At 40.9% G+C, this 364-nt stretch carries 1 protein-coding gene; it reads left to right on the forward strand.

Translation table 11 applies throughout. The annotated features are described in order from the left end of the window. Positions 1 to 364: InlB B-repeat-containing protein (locus ACM615_RS24320; protein WP_431012698.1), on the forward strand; the 364-nt coding region annotated here is incomplete at both ends.

Below are 364 nucleotides of genomic sequence, written 5' to 3' on the forward strand. Positions count from 1 at the left end.
TTCCGGAAGTATCATTATCTGCAAGCCCCGAAGACGGAGGAACGCTTATTGGAGCTGGTACATTTGCAGCTGGATCTTTAGTTACAGTAGCTGCAATACCTAATGAAGGTTTTACATTCACTAACTGGACAGAAGGTGAAACTGTTGTTTCAACAAGTTCAAGCTATCAGTTTGAGATGGATGGGAATATAGCCTTGGTAGCTAATTTTGACGAAGTTGTTTTAGGGAATTTTAGGATAAATCTTTCTTCAAGCCCAATTGCAGGCGGAACCACATCCGGATCGGGACAATATACTGAAAATTCAACTGTAACGGTTTCAGCTTTGCCAAATCCAGGATATGTTTTTGTTAACTGGACAGAAGG

This window comes from Rahnella sp. PAMC25617 (genome assembly GCF_050606005.1).
Lineage (GTDB): Bacteria > Pseudomonadota > Gammaproteobacteria > Enterobacterales > Enterobacteriaceae > Rahnella > Rahnella variigena.